The sequence below is a fragment of the Methylobacterium sp. J-068 genome (assembly GCF_022829445.1).
In the GTDB taxonomy this organism is placed as follows: domain Bacteria; phylum Pseudomonadota; class Alphaproteobacteria; order Rhizobiales; family Beijerinckiaceae; genus Methylobacterium.
In genome coordinates this window covers 220,640-237,353 of record NZ_JAKSXY010000059.1, presented here as the reverse complement: position 1 = coordinate 237,353, position 16,714 = coordinate 220,640, and the positions used below count along the sequence as shown (strand labels likewise).

At 68.9% G+C, this 16,714-nt stretch carries 21 protein-coding genes and 1 riboswitch; of the genes, 13 read left to right on the top strand and 8 right to left on the bottom strand.

The annotated features are described in order from the left end of the window. Positions 1-11: 11 nt before the first annotated feature. Positions 12-698, bottom strand: coding sequence for a carbonic anhydrase (locus MKK54_RS07305; RefSeq protein WP_244010120.1), 687 nt, complete (start codon positions 696-698; stop codon positions 12-14). A gap of 533 nt (positions 699-1,231) precedes the next feature. On the opposite strand from MKK54_RS07305, the gene MKK54_RS07300 reads away from it, so the two are divergent. The 5 genes from MKK54_RS07300 (at position 1,232) to MKK54_RS07280 (ending at position 4,572) form a co-directional block, all read left to right on the top strand. Next, the gene (locus tag MKK54_RS07300) at positions 1,232-2,026 is read left to right on the top strand and encodes a LamB/YcsF family protein (RefSeq protein ID WP_244010119.1); all 795 of its coding nucleotides are present in this window, start codon (positions 1,232-1,234) and stop codon (positions 2,024-2,026) included. Continuing rightward, a complete protein-coding gene (locus tag MKK54_RS07295; protein ID WP_244010118.1) occupies positions 2,023-2,748 on the top strand; it encodes a 5-oxoprolinase subunit B family protein in 726 nt (241 codons plus the stop codon). Before MKK54_RS07300 ends, MKK54_RS07295 begins: the two co-directional genes overlap by 4 nt. Further along, on the top strand, positions 2,745-3,776 hold the full coding sequence (locus tag MKK54_RS07290) for a biotin-dependent carboxyltransferase family protein (RefSeq protein WP_244010117.1): 1,032 nt from the start codon (positions 2,745-2,747) through the stop codon (positions 3,774-3,776). The genes MKK54_RS07295 and MKK54_RS07290 overlap by 4 nt, the downstream gene beginning before the upstream one ends. A 159-nt stretch (positions 3,777-3,935) precedes the next feature. Next, complete coding sequence (locus MKK54_RS07285; protein WP_244010116.1) at positions 3,936-4,247, top strand: hypothetical protein; 312 nt, start codon at positions 3,936-3,938, stop codon at positions 4,245-4,247. Continuing rightward, on the top strand, positions 4,228-4,572 hold the full coding sequence (locus MKK54_RS07280) for a PilZ domain-containing protein (protein WP_244010115.1): 345 nt from the start codon (positions 4,228-4,230) through the stop codon (positions 4,570-4,572). Before MKK54_RS07285 ends, MKK54_RS07280 begins: the two co-directional genes overlap by 20 nt. 366 nt (positions 4,573-4,938) lie before the next feature. On the opposite strand, the gene MKK54_RS07275 is transcribed toward MKK54_RS07280, so the two are convergent. Together MKK54_RS07275 and MKK54_RS07270 are read right to left on the bottom strand one after the other, a co-directional pair. After that, on the bottom strand, positions 4,939-5,463 hold the full coding sequence (locus MKK54_RS07275) for a hypothetical protein (RefSeq protein ID WP_244010114.1): 525 nt from the start codon (positions 5,461-5,463) through the stop codon (positions 4,939-4,941). A gap of 274 nt (positions 5,464-5,737) precedes the next feature. Then, complete coding sequence (locus tag MKK54_RS07270; RefSeq protein WP_244010113.1) at positions 5,738-6,166, bottom strand: DUF805 domain-containing protein; 429 nt, start codon at positions 6,164-6,166, stop codon at positions 5,738-5,740. 427 nt (positions 6,167-6,593) lie between these two features. Between MKK54_RS07270 and MKK54_RS07265 the strand changes: the two genes are divergently transcribed. After that, on the top strand, positions 6,594-6,857 hold the full coding sequence (locus MKK54_RS07265) for a hypothetical protein (protein ID WP_244010112.1): 264 nt from the start codon (positions 6,594-6,596) through the stop codon (positions 6,855-6,857). A gap of 102 nt (positions 6,858-6,959) precedes the next feature. Further along, a complete protein-coding gene (locus MKK54_RS07260) occupies positions 6,960-7,235 on the top strand; it encodes an adenylosuccinate synthase (RefSeq protein WP_244010111.1) in 276 nt (91 codons plus the stop codon). A 103-nt stretch (positions 7,236-7,338) separates the two neighbouring features. On the opposite strand, the gene MKK54_RS07255 is transcribed toward MKK54_RS07260, so the two are convergent. Genes MKK54_RS07255 through MKK54_RS07245 form a run of 3 tightly spaced genes read right to left on the bottom strand, consistent with a single transcriptional unit; the run spans position 7,339 to position 8,921 of the window. Continuing rightward, complete coding sequence (locus MKK54_RS07255) at positions 7,339-8,025, bottom strand: alpha/beta hydrolase (RefSeq protein ID WP_244010110.1); 687 nt, start codon at positions 8,023-8,025, stop codon at positions 7,339-7,341. Positions 8,026-8,076: 51 nt separating this feature from the next. Next, positions 8,077-8,451, bottom strand: a complete 375-nt coding sequence (locus tag MKK54_RS07250; protein ID WP_244010109.1) for a YybH family protein — start codon at positions 8,449-8,451, stop codon at positions 8,077-8,079. A gap of 26 nt (positions 8,452-8,477) precedes the next feature. Then, positions 8,478-8,921 (bottom strand): OsmC family protein, encoded by a 444-nt coding sequence (locus MKK54_RS07245; protein WP_244010108.1) that lies wholly within the window; start codon positions 8,919-8,921, stop codon positions 8,478-8,480. A gap of 359 nt (positions 8,922-9,280) precedes the next feature. On the opposite strand from MKK54_RS07245, the gene MKK54_RS07240 reads away from it, so the two are divergent. The 4 genes from MKK54_RS07240 (at position 9,281) to MKK54_RS07225 (ending at position 13,378) form a co-directional block, all read left to right on the top strand. Next, complete coding sequence (locus MKK54_RS07240; RefSeq protein WP_244010107.1) at positions 9,281-9,709, top strand: PAS domain-containing protein; 429 nt, start codon at positions 9,281-9,283, stop codon at positions 9,707-9,709. 107 nt (positions 9,710-9,816) lie between these two features. Then, positions 9,817-11,067, top strand: coding sequence for a formyl-CoA transferase (frc, locus tag MKK54_RS07235; protein ID WP_244010106.1), 1,251 nt, complete (start codon positions 9,817-9,819; stop codon positions 11,065-11,067). Positions 11,068-11,265: 198 nt separating this feature from the next. Continuing rightward, positions 11,266-12,516: an HPP family protein gene (locus MKK54_RS07230; RefSeq protein ID WP_244010105.1), complete on the top strand. Its 1,251-nt coding sequence runs from the start codon at positions 11,266-11,268 to the stop codon at positions 12,514-12,516. Positions 12,517-12,644: 128 nt separating this feature from the next. Then, a riboswitch (ZMP/ZTP riboswitch) is annotated at positions 12,645-12,726 on the top strand. A 19-nt stretch (positions 12,727-12,745) separates the two neighbouring features. Beyond that, the gene (locus tag MKK54_RS07225) at positions 12,746-13,378 is read left to right on the top strand and encodes a LysE family translocator (RefSeq protein WP_244010104.1); all 633 of its coding nucleotides are present in this window, start codon (positions 12,746-12,748) and stop codon (positions 13,376-13,378) included. Here MKK54_RS07225 and MKK54_RS07220 read toward each other — a convergent pair. Then, entirely contained in the window at positions 13,320-13,646 is a 327-nt protein-coding gene (locus MKK54_RS07220; protein WP_244010103.1) for a hypothetical protein, read from the bottom strand. The two genes, MKK54_RS07225 and MKK54_RS07220, sit on opposite strands and share 59 nt — an antisense overlap. Before the next feature lie 111 nt (positions 13,647-13,757). Continuing rightward, positions 13,758-15,074: an oxalate/formate MFS antiporter gene (gene oxlT / locus MKK54_RS07215; RefSeq protein ID WP_244010102.1), complete on the bottom strand. Its 1,317-nt coding sequence runs from the start codon at positions 15,072-15,074 to the stop codon at positions 13,758-13,760. A 702-nt stretch (positions 15,075-15,776) separates the two neighbouring features. Here oxlT and MKK54_RS07210 point away from each other — a divergent pair. Both MKK54_RS07210 and MKK54_RS07205 read left to right on the top strand, forming a co-directional pair. Further along, a complete protein-coding gene (locus MKK54_RS07210; protein ID WP_244010101.1) occupies positions 15,777-16,220 on the top strand; it encodes a CBS domain-containing protein in 444 nt (147 codons plus the stop codon). Positions 16,221-16,410: 190 nt separating this feature from the next. Next, positions 16,411-16,692: a hypothetical protein gene (locus MKK54_RS07205; protein WP_244010100.1), complete on the top strand. Its 282-nt coding sequence runs from the start codon at positions 16,411-16,413 to the stop codon at positions 16,690-16,692. Positions 16,693-16,714 lie beyond the last annotated feature (22 nt).

Genomic DNA, 16,714 nt, shown 5'->3' with positions numbered 1-16,714 from the left:
GCCGAAGGCGGTCAGCCGACGAGGCCGGGCGCGGAGACGCGGCGGGACGAGGCGAGCGCCACGGGCAGCTCCTCGCCGTCCTCCAGGGAGATGAAACGGGACCCCTCCCCGTCATAGGCCAGGACCTCGCCGCTCTCGATCTCGAAGAACCAGCCGTGCAGGCGAAGCTCCCCCTTGGCGAGGCCGGCCGCGACGCTCGGATGCGTACGTAAGTGGTTGAGCTGAACTACGACGTTCTCGAGGCCGAGTGCCCGCGCATGGGTCTTCGGGTCCATGTCCGCCGGATAGGCCTCGCAGACGATCTTGTGCGCGGCCTGGCTGTGGCGCAGCCACGCGGCGACGCTCGGCATCGCCTCCAGGGCCTTGGCGTCCGACATGCCCTTCATCGCCCCGCAATCGGAATGGCCGCAGATCACGATGTCGTTCACGCCGAGGGCCACCACCGCGTACTCGATGGCCGATGAGACGCCGCCATTCACCTGCGAGAACGGGGGCACGATGTTGCCGGCATTGCGGCAGACGAACAGTTCGCCGGGGCCGGACTGCGTGATGTGTTCGGGCGAGACGCGGGAATCCGCGCAGGCGATGAACAGGGCCTTGGGCTGCTGCCCGTCCCGGACCAGCCGATTGTACATCGCCTTCTGGCCGGGGAAGACGTTGCCGCGAAACTCCGAGATGCCTTGGATGAGCGTGTCCATGCGTGATCCTTCTGTGATGGGGGCCTCGCGCCGACCGGGCGGACGAGGGCCGTGATTGCGGAAACCGGCGGGGCGACGCGAGGGAAGCCGTTCCGTTCCCGCGCGCCGTTGACGATCCCGTGTGCGAACCATCCGTACCGGGACCGGCCGTGAATGCGGATGCGGGTGGCCACCCGATGGGGCGTTCCGGAGAGTCCGGGGATGCGCGGCGCGATCCGCGCGTGTCGCAGGATCGGCGTTGTCCAAGCTCCGTATCCTTCCGCCGTCTCGATGATCTCAAGTTAGGCCAAGACGATGCGCTGGAAAGTGCTCAACGACACAAGTATAGAGATTTATTTTAATCCCGACCGTTCGTGCATCCCGTGCGCAGCGGCACGTCGGCACGGCTCCGGGGTTTTGCTATGAGGAGGTCTGGGACGTGCTGTTCGCCGAACCGGCTCGATGCCGAGCATCGTGCTTCATCGGGCGGGCCAGGACATCATGAGATCTCATGAATCGGGATGCCAAGATCGAGATGCCAAGATCGAGAGGCCATGACAGACGCTGATCCCCGCGCGGTCACCGCGCCGAACAGGTCCGTCGATCTCAACGCCGATCTCGGCGAGGGCTTCGGAAGCTATCGCTGCGGCGACGACGCGGCCATGCTGGCCGCGGTCACCTCCGCCAACGTCGCCTGCGGCCTGCACGCCGGCGATCCCGACATCATGGCGCAGACCTTCGCGCTCGCCCGCGCGCGCGGGGTCGCGGTGGGAGCGCATCCGGGCTACGCGGACCTCGCGGGCTTCGGCCGCCGGCAGATCCCCCTGGCGCCGGCCGAGATCGAGCGGCTCGTCGCCTATCAGGTCGGGGCGGCTCAGGCGCTCGCGACCTATGCCGGGCACCGCGTCAGCTACGTCAAGGCGCATGGCGCCCTGGCCAATCTCGCCGCCCGCGAGCGCGCCGTCGCCGAGGCGATCGCGCGGGCCGTGCGGGCAGTCGACCCGACCCTTGCCCTGCTGGCGATCGCCCGGACCGAGCAGGTGCAGGTGGGGGAGGCGGCCGGCCTCAGGGTGTTCCAGGAGATCTTCGCCGATCGGGGCTACGACCCGGCGGGCCAGCTGATCCCGCGCGGCCGACCGGGCGCCCTGATCGAGGATGCGGGCGCGGCGGCCCGGCGGACCCGCGAGATGGTCGAGGCGGGAGCGATCATCACGGAGGACGGCGCGCATCTCGGGACGCCGATCGACTCGATCTGCGTCCACGGCGACTCGGCGCAGGCGGTCGCGACCGCGCGGGCGGTGCGGCGGGCCCTGGAGGAGGCCGGCATCCGGCTGAAGGCCTTCACGTGAGCGCCCCGCGCCCGCGCTTCCTCGATTCCGGCGAGGCGGCCCTGGTGGTCGAGTTCGGCCGCATCGTCGACCCCGTCCTGAACGAGCGGGTCCTCGCCCTCGACGCCGCCCTGCGGGAAGCGGCCCCCGTGGGCCTGTGCGAGTGCGTGCCGACCTACCGCTCCCTGATGATCCACTACGATCCCCTGCGGATCGACCGCGACGCCCTCGTCGCCGCGGTCGAGGCGGCGCTGGAGCGCGGGCAGACCGAAGCGCGCGCGGCCAGCGTCTGGACGTTGCCCTGCTGCTACGATCCCGGCTTCGGTGAGGACCTGGACGAGGCCGCCGCGCGGCTCGGTCTGTCGTCCCAAGCCCTGGCGCGGGCGCACGCGCAGGGCGACTATCGCGTCTACATGTACGGCTTCGCGCCGGGCTTCGCCTATCTCGGCGGCTTGCCGGAGGCCCTCGCGGTTCCGCGCCGGGCCGCGCCGCGCCCGCCGCACCCGGCGGGCGCGATCCTCATCGGCGGTGGCCTGTGCGCCGTCGGCACCTTTCCGATGCCGACCGGCTGGTACGTCGTCGGGCGCACGCCCGAGCGCTTCTATGCTCCGGAGCGCCCGGAGCCCTTCCCGATCCAGCCCGGCGACGGGCTGTCCTTCGAGGCGGTGGATGCCGACGCGTTCCGGTCCCTCGAACGGCGCGCGGCCGGCGGCGAGGTCGTGGCGCGCCGGAGAGGCACGTGACGGAGGAAAGCACGGCTTTGCGCGTGCTCTCGGCCGGTCCCGGCACGACGCTTCAGGACGGCGGCCGGCACGGATACCTGCGCTACGGCATCACCGCGGCGGGGCCGATGGACCGGCTGGCGCATGCCACGGCGAATCTCAGTCTCGGATGTCCGGCGCAGGCCACCGCCATCGAGGTCTCGCTGGGCGGGATCGCGCTCACGGCCGAGGGGGCCGCGTTGACCGTCGCGGTCGCGGGCGGCGCGTTCGCGGTCAGCCTGGATGGCCAGGAACTCGGACCAGATGTGGCGCTGACGCTGGAGCCGGGCGCCGTGCTCGGGATCCGGGCCGGCGCGGGCGGTTCCTGGTGCTACCTCGCCGTGGCGGGCGACCTCGACGTCGCGCCGGTCCTGGGGTCTACGGCGACCCATATCCGCTCGGGGATGGGCGGGCTGGAGGGTCGCGGCCTGCGGGCGGGGGACCGGATCCGGGTGCTTGCCCGCCACCTGCCGCTGGCGCCGAGCCGGATCGATGCGCCCTGGCTGGAGCGCGCGCCCGACACGATCCGCGTCCTCCCGGGGCCGCAGGCGGATGCCTTCGATCCGGATCAGATCGACGCCTTCCTGGCGGCGGATTGGACCATCTCGAACCGCAGCGACCGGATGGCGAGCTACCTCGACGGTCCCCGGCTTCGGCACGCGGCGGGCCACGACATCGTCTCCGACGGGATCGTCATGGGCGCGATCCAGGTTCCCGGCGACGGGCGCCCGGTCGTGCTGATGGCGGACCGCCAGCCCACGGGGGGCTACCCGAAGATCGCGACGGTGATCGGACCGGATCTCGGCCGGTTCGCGCAAGGCCGGCCCGGTACGCGCCTGCGGTTCCGGGCCGTCACGCGCGAGGAGGCCGTCGCGGCCCGCCGCGACGAGGCCGCGTGCCTGCGCGGACGCCCGTCCCTGGAGCCCCTGGTGCGCACCCGGTTCACGTCCGAGTTCCTCCTCGGGCTCAATCTCGTCGATGGAATCTGCGGCCCGGACGACGGTCTCTGATGGGACGGATTCGGTTCCCGCGTGTGGAAGGCCGCGCCCATCGTGTGGAAAAGCGGGAAAGTTCGCATTTGAGTTGCTAAATTCGCCTAATCTCAACAAGGTCCGTGCGGGATGGGTATCCGCGATGTCTCGTTCGCACGCAGGCCGGGAGGTGGCAGTATGGCAACAAGAGCATGGGACCATATCGAGACGAACACCGAGCAGCTCTTCGGGTTCATCGCCATCGACGAGCACACCCACAAGGGTTGCGTGATCCAGGATTCCACCGATCTCGGAGCCCGCCTGGTCATGATCGGCGCCGACGCCGTCCCCGGTGACTTCGTCCTGTACTCGTTCGCCTTCGACAAGGCGCTGCCCTGCAAGGCGGTTTCGCGCAGCGACGAGGTCATCACGGCCTGGTTCAATTGCGACCGGACGGACATCGGCTGCGAGCCCCTGACGGGAGCGCACGATGCGAACCGGCATAGCTGACCGATCGCGTCCGCTCCCAAGCGGCGACTGGTCGGAGCGCTGCATCGACGCCATGGCGGCGCGGGCCGATCCCGGCGTGACGTTCGAGGATCGGAGGGCGACGCGCCGCTATGCGGCCTCCGACCCGGCCCTGATCAGGACCACGTTCGGTAGCCCGGTCTCCTGCACCCTGGTCGACCGGTCGGAGGGCGGCGCGCGCCTGAAGGTCCTGAGCGTGCTCGGCATTCCGGACGCGTTCGTGCTGAGCGTGGGCGCCGAGGACCTGCGCGTCCGCGTGGCGTGGCGAAGTCCCAGCGAGATCGGCGTCGCATTCCTGTCCGAGTAGGCGCCCGTCGAGGCGACGGGCCAAGCGTCATCGCCGGCTCTCACCCGGCGCCGTATCCGCCCTTACTGTTGGTCGGATGCCGGCTGGGCGAGTGATCGTCGTAGCCGCCCGTCTCGGGGCCGGGATCGGTGTTCGGTCCGGCGCTGGCGGGGGAATGGGGCCCGAGGTCTCCAGGGCCCGTCTCGTCCGCTCCGCGTTCCTCGGTCTTGTCGTGATGCCCGCCGGTGGCGGGTCGCCGATCCGAGGGGCTGGGTGGCTCGTGGCTCCGGTCCGTGCTCAAGGCGCCCTCCCGTGATGTGTCGCTGACGAAGGAAGCGCGCGCGGCACCGCTTGTTCCCGCAGGCCGGCATGCACCGCGCGGAGACGTCAGCGCCGGGGTAGGCAGGTCGCCTGATCGGTGGTGAGCACGATGTCGCCCTGCTTCGGATTGTTCAGGGTGAAGGGTTGCGTGCCGTCATAGGGCAAGAAGCCGCGCCCGAGCTCGCGGTCGAAGAAGTCGTGACCGAACTCGAAGAAGCAACGATCCAGGACCGCCTGATAGCCGAAGGAACTCTGCACGGCGGGCGCTCCGAGGGAAGCGAGGTCGTCGCCCCGGCCCAGTGGCGCGCAGTAGCCGGCAAGATCCAGCTTTCCCGGACCCGAGAGCCGGATCGTGCGCGACGAGCCGGGCCGGACGACGAAGGAGGGGCCGCCATCCTGCGTGGCGACCAGCACCAGCGGCGAGCGGTTGTAGACGTGACGCAGGCAATCGGCCGCCGCGCCGCCGGACGACAGGACGAGGAAGGACAGGGTCAGGGACGACAGGATCTTGGACGACAGGATCTTGGATGACAGGGTCTTGGACGCTCCGTCCAGGGCGCCTCCGGTAAGCATCCATCTCGAACCGCGCATGATGGTCTCCAAAGCCTCGCTTGAGCGTATTCACGTCCGGCGGATGCGGGCGACGCGAAGGAACGCGGCCACGCGAAAACCGGAAGCCGGTCCCGTGTCCACGGAAACGACTCCCGGGAGAAAGGGTAGGGCGGCGAGCGGTGGGCGGCCAGTCGAGCGGGCTAATCTCGCTCCAGCGTGACCCGCGTCCCCGCGAGGCTGCGTTCACGGTGCCGGTCCTCGAGGCGCGGTCGGTCCTCGAGGCGGGGTCGGTCTTCGAAGGAAGAGAGACTTGTCAGACCACCGAGGGAATAGGCAACAGCGGCGTGGGGTGGTCGAGCGGGTCGGGGCCATAACGGTTCGGCCCCGGAGTGCCGCGCAGGCAGCAGACCTCGATGAGGTACCAGATGCCGCCGATGAGCGGGATCAACTGCACCAGCATGAACCAGCCCGAGCGGCCCCGATCATGGCAGCGCTTGGCACTGACGCAGATGCCGGCCCAGATGTTGAACACCATGTAGCCGAGCGAGAGCGCGAGGTAGGGGATGGCGGCGAGTCCGGTGACGGACATGGTGCCATCCGGGCTCACGGTTCCGGGGATCAGCGCGCCGAGCAGGTAGCCGACGCCGCCGACGGCGGCGGAAACCCCGACGAAGATCAGCATCGCGAGCCAGAACTGACTGCGCGGAATACGGCCCTCGATGGAAAACAGGAGTTGCTTCATTGTCTTATCCGGTACTCTTCAGGGCGTCGGTCGTCGCTGCGGCCGATCTTTATAGAAAGCGGAGAGCATGCGTCCGTTACTGACCGTTGGGCCAGACATCAAGGCGGCGCCGTCGCCGAACCCGCTGAACGGTCCGGATCGGGTTCGCGCTTGCCGTCCTTCGACGGACAGGAGCCGTTCCCGAAACCGGGTCTGTGGCAAGTCCCCGAGGATCGATCGTCAAAAGATCGGGACGCCGAGACAAGACGAAGCGAAAAATGCGCCCGGCCTGTCCCGTGAGCCGCGTCCGGAAGCGGTGTGGTGCGCCGTCCGCGCGAGCCTGCGGCATCGACCGGGCGGCGCCGAGGGCACCGAGCGGCCCGGACCGACGTTGACGGGGGAGCCGGATCGCGTTCGCGGGAGACCGGAGGCGGAGGAGATATCCCGGATGGCCGGACCGACCGATTCCCTGAGCGACAAGGCTCTCTCGATCTTCGCTTTCGCGGCCTATCACAGCCTCATCAGCGGCGAGCGCGTCGCCTCGGTCATCCGCCGGGACGGGCACGGCCATGAGGCCGACCCGGAGGGCGTCGCCGAGATCACGGACAAGGGCCTGGCGACCTGCACGGACGAGCAGATCGCCTTCACCGCCGAGGGCGAGGCCTTCGTCGGGACGGTGATCGCGAGCCTTCGGGCCGCCCGCGGTCGGTAGGATCGGAAGGCCGACCCGCCTGGGAGCGCGGCGGAACGGCCGAGGTCACGCTGTCCGTGAGTCGGGCACGTCGTTGGGACAGACGGGAGTTTCGAGACGGACATGGCATTCAAGGCGAAATCGGCCTCCGAGACGAAAGCGGCCGAGCTGGCATCCGCGCTCATCCGCATCGCGGATCGCGAGCAGGCGCCCCTCACGATCGGAATCGACCAGCTGCGGCAGGGCAATCCGCGCCTGACGCCGCTGGCCATCGGCCAGACGTTCCGCAAGCACAGAGATGTGTTGGAGGACGCCCTGGCGGCGCGCGGCTACAGCCTCGTCGACTATGCCGACCAGGGACCGGGGCGCGGGATGGCGTTCGAGATCGGGGCCGGCTGAGACGCGCCCGAAGCCTCTCGATTTGGTTGGGCGAACTCAATCGAAGTCTGCCCGCGCGACTGCGCGGTGGGGGGCTTCCGCCGAACCCCAGTGAGACCGAGTCTCAGCCGTCGTCGCGCAGCACGATATCCACGGCCTGCGCCACCACGGCCGGATCGTAGGCGTGCGGGCCGTCATATTCGATCGCCGTGACGTCGTAGCCGGCATCCCGCAGCTGCGCGACGTGGGTGCGGGCGCTGCGGTCGATGGGGATCTGCTCGTCGCGCGTGCCGTGAGTGAGGACGATGCGCGGCGCGCCGGATTGCAGGTGGACGGACAGGAAGCCTGCCGACGAGACGAGGAGGTGGGTCACCACGTGGCCGTTGGCGAGCCCGAGGGAGAGCGTGTAGCTGCCGCCGTCGGAGTGCCCCGCGAAGACGAGGTGGAACGGATCGAGCAGGAAGCGGGCGCCGACCTCCGCGAGCGCGAGGTCGACGCGCTCGCGGTCGGGCCCGTGGCCGCCGATCACGAGGTCCCAGGTCGGGAACACCGATTGCGGTACGAGGAGCAGGAAGCCGCGCGCCTCCGCATGCGCGCGCAGCATCGGCAGGATCTTCTCCGCGCTGCCGCCGCCGCCGTGGAAGAGCACCACCAGCGGTGTCGGCCGGCGCGGGTCGACGCCCTCCGGCACCACCAGCAGGGCGTCGCGTTCGGGGAACAGCCCGAGGGCGTGGGAGCCCGGCGGCAGCGGCGCCTTCGTGGGCAGCCGATGCGCGAAGGCGAGCCGCCCGGCGAGGTGGGGATCGATCATGCGGGCAACCCGGCGCTGGAGGGAAGGCGATGGCTTTCGAGGGGGGGCGGGTCAGCCAGGGCTCAGCGGCTTGATCTTGAGCTGGTCGATCAGCCAGCGCCATCCGCCATCCGCCTGGAGACGGGCGGTCTCGGCCGAGATCGTGCCGTTGGGCAGGCGCGCGAAGGTCATGGCGATGTCGCCGTTCCGAAGCGCCGGCAGGGTCTCGGCCGCCGGGAATTCCGAGCGGCGGGACAGGAGGTCGGCGTAGAACCGGCGGATCTCCGCCTCGCCCGTCGCCACCACCTTGCCGGCGGCCAGCACCGCGCCGGGCTCGTAGAGCGCCACCAATCCCTCGACGTCGCCCTCGTTGGCGCGTTCGTTGAACAGGCGGGCGAGGTCCTCCGGCGTCTCGGCCGGAGCGTGGTTCCGTGCGGATGTCGTCATGGGATGTCCTCCTGTGGGTGGGAAGCTCAGGTCAGCAGCGTGCCGGCGCCGTCGCGGACGGCCACCGTCACGGGGATGCCGGCCTGGACGCTCTCGGAGACGGTGCAGAAGCGCTGGAACTGCTCCAGCACCCGGTCGATGCGCGGCACCGCCTCGGCCCGCGCCCCGAGGCTGATGCTGACGGCGATGCCGGTGATCCGCAGGCGGTTCTCGGCGTTGCGGGTGACCTCGCAGCGGGCCTCCGCCCGAATGCCCTCCGCCTCCTGCTTGAACTTGGCCAGGGCGAAGACGAGGCTGGCGCACAGGCAGTTGGTCACCGCGCTCACCAGAATCTGCTCGGGGAACGGCCCCTCGCCGTTGCCGATCGGCACCGCCTCGTCGACGATGAGAAGCGGCAGGACGCTGCCGAAATCGACCGCAAACTTGTAGCCTTCGATCTGCGTGATCGTGATGCTCGGGCCCGGGCCCATGGCGTCTCTCCCCCTTCCGGTCTTCTTGTTTGCGCCCGCGATCCGCGGCGTCCCGGCGGAAACGTTCGCGCGGGATGCCCGCTCCACCGCGACCGTTGACAATCCGCGCGCGCCGTCACCGGAGCGGCGGGAATCCCCCGATTGACACCGGGGGCCTCTGTTGACACCCTCGGATCGTTGGCATACCAAATACCAACGACGGAAGCAGGCAAAAAGCAAGTCTTCGTCACAGCAAGTCCTCGCAACGCCACCGTCCGGGCCTCGGCTCGACGGAGAACAGAGGAGCGTCTCATGCCGCTGAACCCCAACGTCCCGCCCCGACACTGGAACGCGCGGAGCCGGTCGCGGGCGGCCTGACCATGCCACCGGAAATCGACTTCGCGGCGCTGGTCGCGGCGGCCGGTGACGCGGTGGTGGTGTCCGATCCGCAAGGGGCGATCACCGTCTGGAACCCGGCCGCGACGCGCATCTTCGGCTACGCGGCGGAGGAGGCGATCGGCCAGTCCCTCGATCTGATCACCCCGGAGCGCCAGCGCAAGCGCCACTGGGACGGTTACGCCCAGACCATGCGGACGGGGGTGACCAAGTACGGCGCCGACGTCCTCCGGGTGCCGGCCATCCACAAGGACGGCCACGCCCTCTCCATCGCCTTCACGGTCGGGCTGATCCACGGCCCCGACGACCAGGTCACGGGCATCGCCGCGATCATCCGCGACGAGACCCAGCGCTGGACCGACGAGCGCGACCTGCGCCGGCGCCTGGCCGACCTCGAATCCCGCGTCGCCTGAGGGCGGCGCGCCGGACCCAAGCCGCCTCGCGGCCAACGCAAGAACCCGGATCGACCGGGCGACCGTCAGACCAAGTCAACGTCTCAACCGACAGGGAGAACGCCACGATGAGCAAGCCGCTCGAGGGTACCAAGATCATCGATTTCACCCACGTCCAGGCGGGTCCGGCCTGCACGCAGCTGCTGGCCTGGTTCGGCGCCGACGTGATCAAGGTCGAGCGGCCCGGCGCCGGCGACGTGACGCGCACGCAGCTTCGCCACGTGGAGGATGCCGACGCGCTCTACTTCACGATGCTCAACTCCAACAAGCGTTCGCTGACGCTGGACACCAAGACCCCCGAGGGCAAGGAAGTCCTGGAGACCCTCATCAAGCAGTCCGACGTGATGGTCGAGAATTTCGGACCCGGCGCCCTCGACCGCATGGGCTTCTCCTGGGCCCGCATCCAGGAGCTCAACCCGGGCATGATCCTCGCCTCGGTGAAGGGCTTCTCGGACGGCCACCACTACGAGGACCTGAAGGTCTACGAGAACGTCGCGCAGTGCGCCGGCGGCGCGGCCTCCACGACCGGCTTCTGGGATGGCCCGCCCACCGTCAGCGCCGCCGCGCTCGGTGACTCCAACACCGGCATGCACCTCGCCATCGGCATCCTCACGGCGCTGCACCAGAAGAACAAGACCGGCAAGGGCCAGAAGGTCGCCGTCTCGATGCAGGATTCGGTGCTCAACCTCTGCCGCGTCAAGCTGCGTGACCAGCAGCGCCTCGATGCCCTCGGTTACCTCGAGGAATACCCCCAGTACCCGCACGGCGAGTTCACGGACGTGGTGCCGCGCGGCGGCAACGCGGGCGGCGGCGGCCAGCCGGGCTGGGTGCTGAAGTGCAAGGGCTGGGAGACCGACCCGAACGCCTACATCTACTTCACGATCCAGGGCCATGCCTGGGCCCCGATCTGCAAGGCCATCGGCAAGCCCGAATGGGAAAACGACCCGGCCTACAGCACCGCCCGGGCTCGCCAGGACAAGATCATGGACATCTTCGGCACGATCGAGGCGTGGCTGGCCGACAAGACCAAGTTCGAGGCCGTCGACATCCTGCGCAAGTTCGACATCCCGTGCTCGCCGGTGCTGTCGATGAAGGAGCTCTCGGTCGACCCGTCCCTGCGCGCCAGCGGCACCATCGTCGAGGTCCCGCACCCGAAGCTCGGCTCGTACCTGACGGTCGGAAGCCCGATCAAGTTCTCGGACATGCCGGTCGAGGTGAAGTCTTCGCCGCTGCTCGGCGAGCACACCGACGAGGTCCTGCTCGACCTCGGCTACACCCAACAGCAGATCGAGCGCCTGCACCAGGCCCGCGCCGTCTGAGGTGCGGATGACGCGGCGGGTCATCGATCCGACCGCGCGATGAACACCACGGCGCGCCGCGAGGCGCGCCGTCTTCGTTTGACGCGTCCCGCGCCCGTCCTCTACGCGGCTCGGGCCTGTCCGCGATACCGCGGATGCGGCATGCGCATCGTGTCCGTGCGCGGCTCCCCGGTCTCGAACGCGAGGTCGATCCTCCCGATGCGAAGCTCCCTCCGCACTCTGATTCCCGAAGCGGCGCCTTTGAGCCTGCGCGAGCGCCTGCGCTCGGCCGGCGGCGCCCTGCTCGGCATCCTCGTCACCGGGCTCATCAGCCAGGCCGCCGTGGGTTCGGGCTCGGCCCTGCCGATCCTGATCGCCCCGATGGGCGCCTCGGCGGTCCTGCTCTTCGCGGTGCCGGCAAGCCCCCTGGCACAGCCCTGGTCGATCCTCGGCGGCAATGTGATCGCGGCCCTCGTCGGAGTCAGCGCCGCCCTCCTGGTGGGCAATCCCTATATCGCCGCCGCGCTCGCGATCGGCGTCGCGATCGCGCTCATGATGGCGTTGCGCTGCCTGCATCCGCCGAGCGGCGCTGTGGCGCTGACGGCGGTGCTCGGCGGCGCGCCGATCCATGGTCTCGGCTACGGCTTCGTCCTCTGGCCCGTGGGCGCCAACTCACTGCTGCTGCTGGCCGTGGCGCTGCTGTTCAACAATCTCACGGGCCGAACCTATCCGCATACCTTCTCGAAGGTTTCGTCGCCGAAGGCACCCGCCGGCCATGGCACGAAGGACCCGCTGCCCTCGGCCCGCGCCGGGATCACGGCCTCCGATCTCGACGCTGTGCTGAAGGACTACGACCAGGTCCTCGACGTGCGCCGGACCGACCTCGAGGCGATCCTGCTCCAGGCGCAGCTGCATTCCTACCGGCGCCGCTCGGGTCAGGCCACCTGCGGCGAGATCATGTCCCGCGACGTCGTCGCCATCGGTCCCGAGGCGCCCCTGCACGAGGCCCTGGACCTGCTGCGCCGGCACCACATCAAGGCCCTCCCGGTGACCGACGAGGGCGCCCGGGTGCTGGGCATCGTCACTCAGACCGACCTCCTCGACAAGACGCGGTGGGACCAAACCGGGCCGCGCCTCGGCCCGAAGCGGCGCCTGCGCCTGACGCTTGCCCGGGGCCGCGCGCCCCATGGCTGCGTCGAGGACATCATGACGGCGCCCGTGACCTGCGCACGGCCCGAGACGCCGATCGCCGACCTCGTGCTCTGGATGTCGGATGCCGGCCTGCACCACCTGCCCGTGGTCGGCCCGGACGACCGCCTCGTCGGGATCGTCTCGCAGACCGACCTCGTGTCGGAGCTGCTGGCCGATGCCGCCGAGCGGCACACCCTGCCGCCCTCCGGCCATGCCGGCCCGGAATCGGGCATCCATCCGGTGGGCGGACGCCGCGCGCCGGCCGTGCCGGCGGTCTGACATTCGGTCTCATCGCGGTTCGGCGGATGCCCGCCGACCTGCCGACCGATGCTGGCCCGAGGCTCCATGTCCGGTCGGCCCATGTCCGGCAGGCTTTACAGGCCGGGACCGGGATCGCTACGATGAGCGTCGCCACGCGTGACTGACGCTTGTGATGGGCCACCATCGGGGAGCGCGACGGCGTTTCCGCCGCGCGTCTGGGCATCCTCCCGAGAAGCAGGGATGCACGATGCCAGACGCCAGCCACCTGATCGCCTTCGCCGCCGTCGCGCTCGGAATGGTCCTCACGCCGGGACCCAACATGGTCTACCTGATCTCGCGGTCGATCTGCCAGGGGCGGATGGCCGGCCTGATCTCCCTTGGCGGCGTCGCCCTCGGCTTCGTGTTCTACATGGCCTGCGCCGCCTTCGGCCTGACGGCACTCGTTCTCGCCGTGCCCTATGCCTACGACACGATCCGTATCGGAGGCGCGCTCTACCTGCTCTGGCTGGCCTGGCAGGCCGTGCGGCCCGGCGGCCGTTCGCCCTTCCAGGTCCGGGACCTGCCGAAGGACGGGCCGGGAAAGCTGTTCCTCATGGGATTCCTGACCAATCTCCTGAACCCGAAGATCGCGGTCCTGTACCTGTCGCTGCTGCCGCAATTCATCGAACCGGCCCAGGGCGGCGTGCTGGGTCAGGCCCTCGTCCTGGGGATGACGCAGATCGTCATCAGCGTCCTCGTCAATGCCGCCATCGCGATCTCGGCGGGCTCGATCGCGCTGTTCCTCACTAGGCGCCCGTCCTTCGCCGTCGTGCAGCGCTGGATCATGGGAACGGCGCTGGCGGCGCTCGCCGTCCGGATGGCGACGGACGCGCGCCGCTGAGGCCGCCGAACGGATCGGTTTCGGCCGGCGCTTCCTCGCCGGCCTGCTCCACGGCCAGGGCCTCGAACGGAAGCCAGCCGCTGAAGGGTTCCAGCGCCTCCGCCCCCGCCGGCCGGTACCAGCGCCAGACCTGACGCGCCGCGCTCGGAGCGTACCAGCGACCGGGCCGGCCTTCCGCCAGGATCGGGCCGAGGGTGAGGTGGTTGAGCCAGACCCGGTCGGCGACCGAAGGGGCCGTGTGCATCGGGCTCCAGGGAAGCGGTGGCATCGGGCACTCCTGCGGGACGATGAGGGATCGTGTCGGTCCTGGAAACGGCGCGGGGGCCTGGACGTGGCGTCCGGCCCCCGCGCTTCGCGATGACGATCGTGGTTCGAGCCGTCAGGCCACCACGACGCGGGGCGCGGGCTTGGCGTCGTCGGAGACCGCGAGCGCCTGGGCCACCACCCGCTTGCGCCAGGGCTTCAGCACCGCGATGGCGAGGAGCGAGGCCAGGACGTTGGCGCCGGCCGCCACCAGGAACACGCCGTCCCAGCTGTTGGTCGCCTGCTGGAGGTAGTTCGCCACCGGCACGAGGAGGGCCGCCGTACCCTTGGCCGTGTAGAGCAGGCCGGCGTTGGTGGCGGCGAACTTGGTGCCGAAGGTGTCCGTGCAGGTCGAGGGGAAGAGGGAGTAGATCTCGCCCCAGGCGAAGAACACGAAGCCCGAGAGCAGCACGAACCACAGCGGGTCATGGCCCCAGAGGTAGAGCATGTAGATGCCGAAGCCTTCCATGGCGAAGGCGATGAACATCGTGTTCTCGCGGCCGATCTTGTCCGAGACCCAGCCGAAGAAGGGGCGGGTCAGGCCGTTGAGCACCCGGTCGATGGTGGCCGCGAAGGTGATCGCCACCATGGTGATGCCCATGATCGTCACCGGCACCTTGTCGACGCCGATGTCGGAGGCGATGGGCTTGAGGTTGGCGGTGATCATCAGGCCGCCGGCGCCCACGATGACGAACATGAAGTACATCAGCCAGAAGATCGGCTGGCGGGCCACTTCACCGGGGGTGTAGTTGCGCCGGGTCTGGATGATGTTGGCGTTGGCGACGACCTCCGGAACCTGGCCCTTCTTCGGCGAGGTGAAGAAGAAGGCGAGCGCGCAGACGACGAGGCCCTGGCCGATGCCGAAGTTGAAGAACGCGGCCTGGAAGCCGTGGTCGGCGATCATCCACTGGATGGGGGCGACGGTCAGCGCCGAGCCGGCGCCGAAGCCGGCGGCGATGATGCCGGCGGCGAGACCTCGCTTGTCCGGGAACCACTTCAGGGCCGAGCCCACGCAGGTGCCGTAGACCGCGCCCGCGCCGATGCCGGCGACGACCTGGCCGAGATAGAACATGTTCAGCGAGGTGGCGTAGGAATTGATCACCCAGCCGATGCCGCAGAGGAGGCCGCCGAACAGCACCACGACGCGCGGGCCGTACTTGTCCACGAACCAGCCCTCGACCGGAACCAGCCAGGTCTCGAAGAGCACGAACAGGGTGAAGGCCCACTGGATCGCGGCGCGATCGAAGCCGAACTTCTTCTGGATGTCGGGGACGAAGAACGTCCAGCCGTATTGCAGGTTGGCGATCATCACCATGCAGATGACGCCGATGACGAGCTGTCCCCATCGATAGCCGTCGGATACGCGCTCGGTCGTGGTTTCCGTCCTGGACATGCTTTCCTCCGATAGTTCCGTTGGAACGAAGGACGCGTGCGGTTCTTCGACCGTCATTCGCGTCAAGGCCGCTGGCGCCGAGCTTGATGCCGGCTTGGTATGTGGAATACCAGCCTCCCTCGCGACGTCGCGGTCGTCAAGAGTTTCATCCCGAAAATTTGATCCCGCAATGCAACAGAAGGGGCCGCGAACCCGCTTTTTCTTGCTGCGTGAAGCTTCCCTGAAGCGTCGGGAAGTAGATCGCGGCTCGGTTTCAGGGGCTGTTTCGCGTCGTGAATCGAGCCGGTCGATGGGTTCGAAGCCCGCCGACCGGATCGATTCCGGTCCCGTCGGCAACGCCGCGCCGCATGCGAGGCCCAGGGGTGGAATGAAAGATCGTGCAAGGTCTTGCGCCCATCGCCCGGGTTCTCGGTGCGGCGCCTCGCGCCCGGGTCCATCACCGGCGATCGGAGCGCTTCAGGTCGGCGCGCAATCGCAAGGACCCGTTTATGCTGCGTCGCAGCGTAAAATTTCCGCTCGAAAGTGGAAAAATCTGTCACCGGACCGCACGGCGGATGAGGAACGTCCCGGGGGACCGCACGACAGAACGAGGTTTCTGTCTCACGTTCGATGCAGGATAGTTCCCCTCGTCCGTTGACAGCTGAAATTCTGTATACCAGCGTGGAGGCAACAAGAATTCGTTGCGTTCGGAGGAGCCGCGCCGTGACGGCAAGCCAGCAGACCGGCAGCAGGACCGACGGCGTGCGCTATCTCCGCATGAACCGCTCGGTGCGGGATGCCGTGCGCGTCCTGTCCGATCCGGAGGTGGATGCCGTGATCGTCGTCGACGGTGACCGCGAGGATTGCGACGGCGCCTTCATCGGCATCCTGACCGAGCGCGAGATCTTCCGCGCGATGGCCGAACAGGGCCTCGATGTTCTCGACCGTCTCGTCTGGATGCTGACGACGAACGACTTCGTCTCTGTCGACGTCCGGACCACGCCGGCCGACCGGCTGCAAGCCTTCTGCGCCCACAAGACCAACCACATCGCGATCATGGACGGGCTGTGCCTGCACTCGGTTCAGAGCATCTGGGATTGTGTCGCCGAGGATCCGGGCCGGACGGGGGCGCCTGAGGACTGGAGATCCCGTGGTCTGCGAGCGTGACGCATGGATCGCGAACTGACGGCCGCTGAAGGGCACGCTCGAAAGATCATGCGCTGCAATAACGTTATTGTGCCACGCAATACTTTTGGCGATGGCACGATCTTGACCCTGTAGACGTTTGAATACAGGTTTTGACGCTTGCCCGTCGGCGCCGCGTGGCCTTCGGGTTGTGAGAGAAGGAAACGGCACTATGCGTTATCTGGCGATCCTCGACTGCCCCGTGATCTTCAGCGGCGAGAACAGCTACGGGATGACCAGCATCGACATGTGCCCCTCCACCGGGATCACCGGCGGCCTCATCAGCCGACACGTCAAGGTGGTCGACGGCCGGCTGATCGCGGTCTGCATCTGGACCAGCGAGTTCTGCTGCCGGGTGTTCTACGATACCGCCTGGTATCAGAAGGCCGGCGAACTCTGGGGCGACCAGTACCAGCTCCGCCTAGAGGTCATCGACGAGACCCAGGCCGCCTGAGCGCCCGATCCGCATCGGAGAC